Raw genomic sequence first — 6,682 nt, forward strand, 5'->3', positions numbered from 1 at the left:
TTACTCCGCCATGACCGACTTCAGGTCAAGAGCCACTATCCGCAAGAGATCCTCGTCCCTCATCTCGGTCAGATTGATCTCGTCTCCACCAGCCAGCAGATCGTCCGACAGGCCCTTCTTCGCCTCAATCAGGGCGTCAATCTTCTCCTCCACTGTACCCTGGCAGACGAATTTGTGGACTAGTACGTTGTTCTTCTGGCCGATCCGGAAGGCGCGGTCGGTGGCCTGGTTCTCCACCGCCGGGTTCCACCACCGGTCGAAGTGGACGACGTGAGACGCCGCGGTCAGCGTCAGCCCCGAGCCCCCCGCCTTCAAGGACAGAACGAAGAACGGCACGGTCTCGTCCTCCTGAAAGGTCTCGACCAGCGCCTTGCGGTTCTTGACTGCAGTGTCGCCGTGCAGAACCAGCCCGGGTCGGCCGAAGATTCCACCCAGATATGCCGCCAGGGGCGCCGTCATCTCACGGAACTGGGTGAAGACCAGCATCTTCTCCTGGCGGGCAGCGACCACCTCGGCGATCTCACGCAGGCGGGCCCACTTGCCGCTGTCCACCTCGGCCCACTTGCCATCATTGAGCCACTGCGAGGGGTGATTGCAGATCTGCTTCAGCCGCATCAGTGTCGCCAGCACGATCCCCTTGCGCCGGATCCCGTCGGCATCCTGCAGGGCTTCGGTCAGATCTGCCACCGTCTGAGCATAGAGGGCGGCTTGCTTGCGGCTTAACGGGCATAGCGCCTTGAGCTCCGTCTTGTCCGGCAGGTCGGCGATGACGGTTCTGTCGGTCTTCATCCGCCGCAGGATGTAGGGCCGGACCAGATCACGCAGCGGGCCGTAGGGGTTGTGCGGCCGCTCGGCCATGGCCTTGGTGGTGCGGCCGAACTCCTTTGCGCTGCCGAGCAGGCCGGGATTGATGAAGTCGAAGATCGACCACAGATCCCCGAGGTGGTTTTCCACCGGCGTTCCGGTTAGGGCGATCCGGGCTTCAGACTGCAGGGCCTTGGCCATCCGGGTCTGCTTGGCGTTGGGGTTCTTGATCGCCTGCGCCTCGTCCAGCACGACGAAGCGCCAGGACGTTTTGCCCAGCACCGGCAGGCGCAGCAGCGAGCCATAACTGGTGATCACCAGATCCAGGCCGGACAATCCCTCTACCGTCACCTGCTTGAGGTCTTCGGCCGCCATTGCCGAGGGATGCACGATCCTCGCGTTCAGTCCGGGGGCGAAGCGCTCGATCTCCGCCGCCCAGTTGGCCAGCAGCGATGCCGGAGCGACCAGCAGGCTCGGCTTGCCCGCGGCTCCCTTCCGCTTCTGGATCAACAACAGCGACAGGACCTGGATCGTCTTTCCCAGCCCCATGTCGTCGGCTAGGCAAGCACCCAGCCCAAGCCCACTCAGAAGGTGAAGCCATTCGACACCCGCCTTCTGGTACGGGCGCAAGCGTCCCTTTAAGGCCGGACCAGGATCAATCTCGGCACCGTCGGGGTTCCGCAGCGCCCTCAGCGTCTCGGTCAGCCACGCTCCGGCCGTGATGTGCGACCACTCGGCAATGGCGTGCTCGTCGTCCCCGGTGGCCTCAGTGCCGGCCAACAGGCGCATGGCCTCGGCAAAGGTCAGCCCCTCCTGTTCGGCGAGATCCTGCACCTCCTTGAATCGGCGCATCGCGCGGTCCAGACGCGGACGGTCGATCTCCACCCATTGGCCGCGCAGCAGAACCAGCGTCTCGGTGCCAGCAAGCAAGGTGGCCATTTCCTCAGCGGTGAGCTGCTCACCCTCCAGGGTCACGTCCATGTGGAAGTCGAGCAGGGCGTCAAGGCCTGTCCCGGATGGTGGACGGGCGCCAACCGTGGCAGTCATCTGCGGGCGTGATGGCCGGCCTGCGCGCCAGTGAGCAGGCAGGCGCACGACCACACCGGCGCTTTCCAGGCCGGGTACGCTGTTCAGGAGCCGTGCGGCCTCGGCTGGGCTCCAGCGTAAGGGATGAAAGATCTCTCCGGTATCGACCATGGCCTTGAGCCAGCCAAAGTGCTCCGCCGCCCGCTGCACGGGCACCAGCAGCGACAACAGCTTGTCCCGATTGGCGGCGCCGGCGTATTCGCGCAAGGCTTGACCGAGCGGCACATGCTGGACCTTTGCCTGGGCCGACAGGCGCGTGGTGTAGGTGGCCAGGAAGGCAAAGGGCCATTCCGGCTCGCGGCGGTTCTCGGCCAGATTGAAGTGGACGCGGCCGATCAGGTTCCAAGCCGGGTTCAGCGTCTTGAGGAAAGCCTGCAGATCAGTTCCGGCTGCTATGAACGACGCGGTAAACGCGGTGCTGAGATCGGCCCATAGCCCAAGCAGGATATCAGCGGTCAGGTATTCTGCCCCCGGCATCATCGGAGCAGTCAGCACAAGGGTTGCGAGTTCGGCCTCGTCCGGCGGGGCCATGGCGGACAGGAAAGCGGCGGACGGCCCCTCTCCGCCACCACCTGGTCCGTGAAGACAGACTGCCTCCACATAGCGTAGGGCAAAATCGCGCCACCAGATGAAGGCTGGTGGTAAGGATTGGCCGATCTCGCCCGCGCCAAGCTGCATTAGCCCATGCCCAGTGCCACGGCCGAACGCCTCGGTCAGCCGTAACGCTACTTTGTCATCCAGGATGGGCGCGTCGTCTGCTTCCTCCAGCAGGAGGTGCCCACGCGGGGTGAGACGCAACTGCATCCGGGGCATGATGGCTGAGCGAGCTCCGAAACGATTCAATTCGCGCTGTCCGTTCTACAAAAACCACAGGAGCCAGTGAACCCGGCTGAGGGCCCTTCACAAGAAGCACGAGAATTTGACGGGCAGTTGGCGCCGCTGAGAAGGGCATGGCACCATGGCTCATAGGAATGCGCCACAAATGCCCATGCTCTCCGCCTGTCGCACGAGGCTTCACCCTGTCGCGCCATGATCGTCCTGTCCCGCTGCCGGTGTCTCGGAGGCACGTCGCAGGATCCCGCGTCGCCGATCAAAAAGGAGCATGATTTTATCTGGTGCCAGCGCGTCCGGCCAGAAGGTAAAGCCGGCGTGCTGCTGCAGGAACGGATCCCGTCCGCATTCCGGGGTGGGAACAAGAACTGCTCCCAAACACACGCTAAGCTAGAACGGACCAGGAACCCCTCTCTGTCCGGGATCCTTGCCCCCTCCCCTGCTAACGAACCAAGAGCAGGCACTTCCTCCGAACTGTCCTGGTAACGCTATCCAGAACGTTACGTGTGGACAGTCCGGGCGGCGGCTGTACCGAGCAGAATCATCCCGCACCTTTGCTTCAAGTCACGAGAGCGACAGGCAAGAAGTGTGGGGGATGAGTAATGACACGTCGAAAGCTTCTGAGCCCGGAGGAGCGTCAGGCGCTGCTCGGCATTCCAGACGACGAGGCCAGCCTGATCCGGCACTACACTCTGTCGCCGCAGGATCGCCTCCAGGCTGAGGTCCGGCGCCGCCCCCAGAATCAGCTCGGCTATGCGGTCCAGCTCTGCCTCATGCGCTATCCCGGCCGGATCCTCGGGGTTGACGAGAGCCCGCCGGCCGCCATGGTCGCCTATGTGGCCGAGCAGTTGGAGGTCGACCCCGGTGCCTTTGCCCTCTACTCGCGCCGCTACAACACCCGCTTTGATCACAGCCGACGTCTGGCGCAATACTTGGGCGTCCGGACCACGACACGCGAGGACCGGCGTGCGGCTCTGATAGCCGCAATTGATGTGGCCACGGCGACAGACCAGGGACTACCCATCGCAACTGCCGTCATCAATACGTTCCGTGAACGTGGCGCCCTTCTGTTGCCCGATGGCGCACTGGAAAAGATCGGCATCGCTGGGCGCGCTATCGCCCGTCAGCGGGCAGAAGCTGCCTTGCTGGAGGGATTAGCACCGGATCAGCTCGGCAGCCTTGATGCCCTTCTCATGGTCGATCCAGCGATTCAACAAACTCGGTTCAGTTGGCTGCGCACGGCGCCAGATGCACCCGGCGCCGACAATCTGATCAGCCTCATGGAGCGTCTGGCCTTCGTTCGTTCCACGGCCATCGATCCGCAGCGGCGTGAGCGGATCCACCCTGAGCGCTGGACCCAGATCGTCCGTGAGGGTGACGCGGCACCGGCGTGGCTCGTGGCCGACTTCAACGCCAATCGGCGGCGGGCAACGATCGTTGCGCATTTGATCACACTCGGGGAGCGGTTAACCGACGAGGCGGTCACGATGTTCAACAAGCTGATCGGCCGGCTCTTCGCGCGAGCCAACACGCGCCGCAAGCAGAAATACGCCGACACGCGGCAAGAGACCACCAAGGCGCTGCGCCTGTTCCGCGACACCTTGCGGGCTCTCGTTGTCGCCAACGATACAGGCCGGAATGCCATCGATGTTCTCGACGATGAGGTTGGATGGCATCGCCTGTTGCAGGCCCAACCCGAAGTCGAAGCCATGGTGCGGGATTCCGATCCCGATCCGCTCATGCTGGCCGCGGAGCGTTATCGCCCCGTGCGCAAGTATGCTGCGCGTTTCCTTGAGACGTTTAACTTCCGCTCATCCCGCCGGCATGACTCGCTGTTGGCCGCAATCGGGACACTCAAAACCTTGAACGCGGCCGGACGCCGGACCTTGCCGGAGCAAGTGCCTGTTGGCCACCTTACTGCCCAAGCCCGAAAGCTGATCTTCACGGATGCCAAGCCGGATCGCCGTCTGTACGAGATCGCCACATTGGCCGCACTCCGGGAGCGGTTACGCTCGGGTGACATCTGGGTCGAGGGCAGCCGCTCCTTCCGACCGATGGACGAACAGCTGATGCCGAAGCCGACCTTCACTGCCTTGAAGGCAGCCGATGAACTCGGTCTCGGCGTTCAGGGTGATGCCGTGGCGTATCTCAGCGAGGCCCGTCAGACCCTCGACTTCAACCTGAAGCGGCTGGCCTATCGCGCCCGCAATGGCAAACTGGAAGGTGTTCGGCTCGAGGCGGGACAACTCGTCGTCACTCCCCTGCCCGGCGATGTGCCGGCAGCAGCCGAGGAGCTGAAGTGGGAGCTGGGCGACATGTACCCGCTGGTCGAGGTGCCAGACCTTCTGACGGAGGTACATGCCTGGACCGGGTTTGCGGATCGGTTCACGCACATCCGCACCCAGGAACCGCCTGAGAACATCCCGGCCATGTTGGCTGGCGTTCTGGCCGACGCCACCAATCTCGGGGCAAAGCGGATGGCCGCAGCTTCGAAAGGCATCAGCGCGCGGGAAATCGCCTGGAAACGGATCTTTCATACGCGTCCTGAGACTTACAAGCTGGCGCAGGCCTGCATCACCGACAGGCACGCCCAACACCCCCATGCCCTGCTCTGGGGCGACGGTTCCACGGCATCATCAGATGGGCAGTTCTTCCAGGCTAGCGATCGCGCAGGCCCGCGCAGCGATATCAATCTGCACTACGGCAGCGAACCTGGTTCGAAGTTCTACAGCCATCTCTCCGACCAGTACGGCTACTTCAGCATCCTGCCGATCAGTGCCACCGAGAGTGAGGCTCCGTACGTGCTGGATGGCTTGTTCGATCATGAGACAGAACTCGACATTCAGGAGCACTTCACGGACACAGGCGGCGCCAGCGATCACGTCTTTGGTCTCTTCGCCCTGACAGGTCGGCGGTTTGCTCCACGCCTTCGTAATCTCAAGGACCGGAAGCTCCATACGTTCGAGAAGCCGGAGACCTATCCCGCACTTCAGGAGCATATCGGCGTGCCGATCAACACCGGCCTGATCATGGAGTACTGGGACGACCTCCTTCATCTGGCGGCCTCGATCCAGACGCGGACGGTTGCTCCCTCGACGATCCTCAAGCGGCTTGCCGCCTCTCGCAATCCCAGTCAGTTGGCCCGCGCTCTTCGCGCGCTCGGTCGTCTTGAGCGCACGCTGTTCATGATCGAGTGGTACTCGGACCCTGCACTCCGGCGGCGTTGCCAAGCGGGCCTCAACAAGGGTGAGGCAGCCCATAAGCTCAAACGGGCAGTGTTCTTCCACGAGCGTGGCGAGATCCGCGACCGCTCGTTCGAGAGCCAAGCCTTCCGGGCATCCGGGCTGAACTTGGTCGTGAGCGCCATTGTTCACTGGAACACAGTCTATCTCGGACGTGCCGTGGATCATCTCCGTCAGCAGGGGCGGATCATCCGGCCCGAGGTGCTCAAGCATGTGTCGCCTCTGAGCTGGGAGCACATCAATCTCACCGGGACCTATGCATGGGGCGAGAAGCCCACTCTCATCGACGGCTTCCGCCCCTTGCGCCTGCCGCAGCCCTTGGCTCAAGCCGCATGATCCGGCCGAGCGAAAATGGAGGTTCTTTGTTCGTTCTAGCTTAGCGTGTGTTTAGGAACAGTTCTTGTTCCCACCCCTTTGAGAGAGCCCTCGGCGAAGCAGAGGAATGGCGCAGCCGGCACCAGACTGCTCTCACTGAACTGCTGGAGATGCGCAGCCGCCTGAGAGGCTGAGGGTGAGGTCGTCATGTCGATGACGGAGAGGTCCGTCATCGACCATGCGAGCCTCAAGGCCGGAGGCACGCGCAGCGGTCAAGAATGCCTTGGCACCGCCGCAGGCGGCGGGCTGAAGGCCCGTTCTTGACCCCGAGCATGCCGAAGGCACTTCCGCCTGCCCTCGCACTGGACATGTCCACGACGCCTAAGTTGCTGAAGCCAGAGCCA

General features: G+C 63.2%; 2 protein-coding genes. One reads left to right on the forward strand and one right to left on the reverse strand.

Going from position 1 to position 6,682, the window contains the following annotated elements; genetic code table 11:
* Nucleotides 1-2,703: a DEAD/DEAH box helicase gene (locus JQC81_RS17325; protein ID WP_203273042.1), complete on the reverse strand. Its 2,703-nt coding sequence runs from the start codon at nucleotides 2,701-2,703 to the stop codon at nucleotides 1-3.
* A 620-nt stretch (nucleotides 2,704-3,323) separates the two neighbouring features.
* On the opposite strand from JQC81_RS17325, the gene JQC81_RS17330 reads away from it, so the two are divergent.
* Entirely contained in the window at nucleotides 3,324-6,299 is a 2,976-nt protein-coding gene (locus JQC81_RS17330) for a Tn3 family transposase (protein WP_203273043.1), read from the forward strand.
* The last annotated feature ends 383 nt before the right edge of the window (nucleotides 6,300-6,682 follow it).

The sequence above is a fragment of the Microvirga arabica genome (genome assembly GCF_016811235.1).
GTDB lineage: Bacteria > Pseudomonadota > Alphaproteobacteria > Rhizobiales > Beijerinckiaceae > Microvirga > Microvirga arabica.

Excerpts from the sequence above, each read along its gene's own strand:
- JQC81_RS17325 (WP_203273042.1), bottom strand. The coding sequence starts at position 2,703 with ATGCCCCGGATGCAGTTGCGTCTCACCCCGCGTGGGCACCTCCTGCTG.
- JQC81_RS17330 (WP_203273043.1), top strand. The coding sequence starts at position 3,324 with ATGACACGTCGAAAGCTTCTGAGCCCGGAGGAGCGTCAGGCGCTGCTC.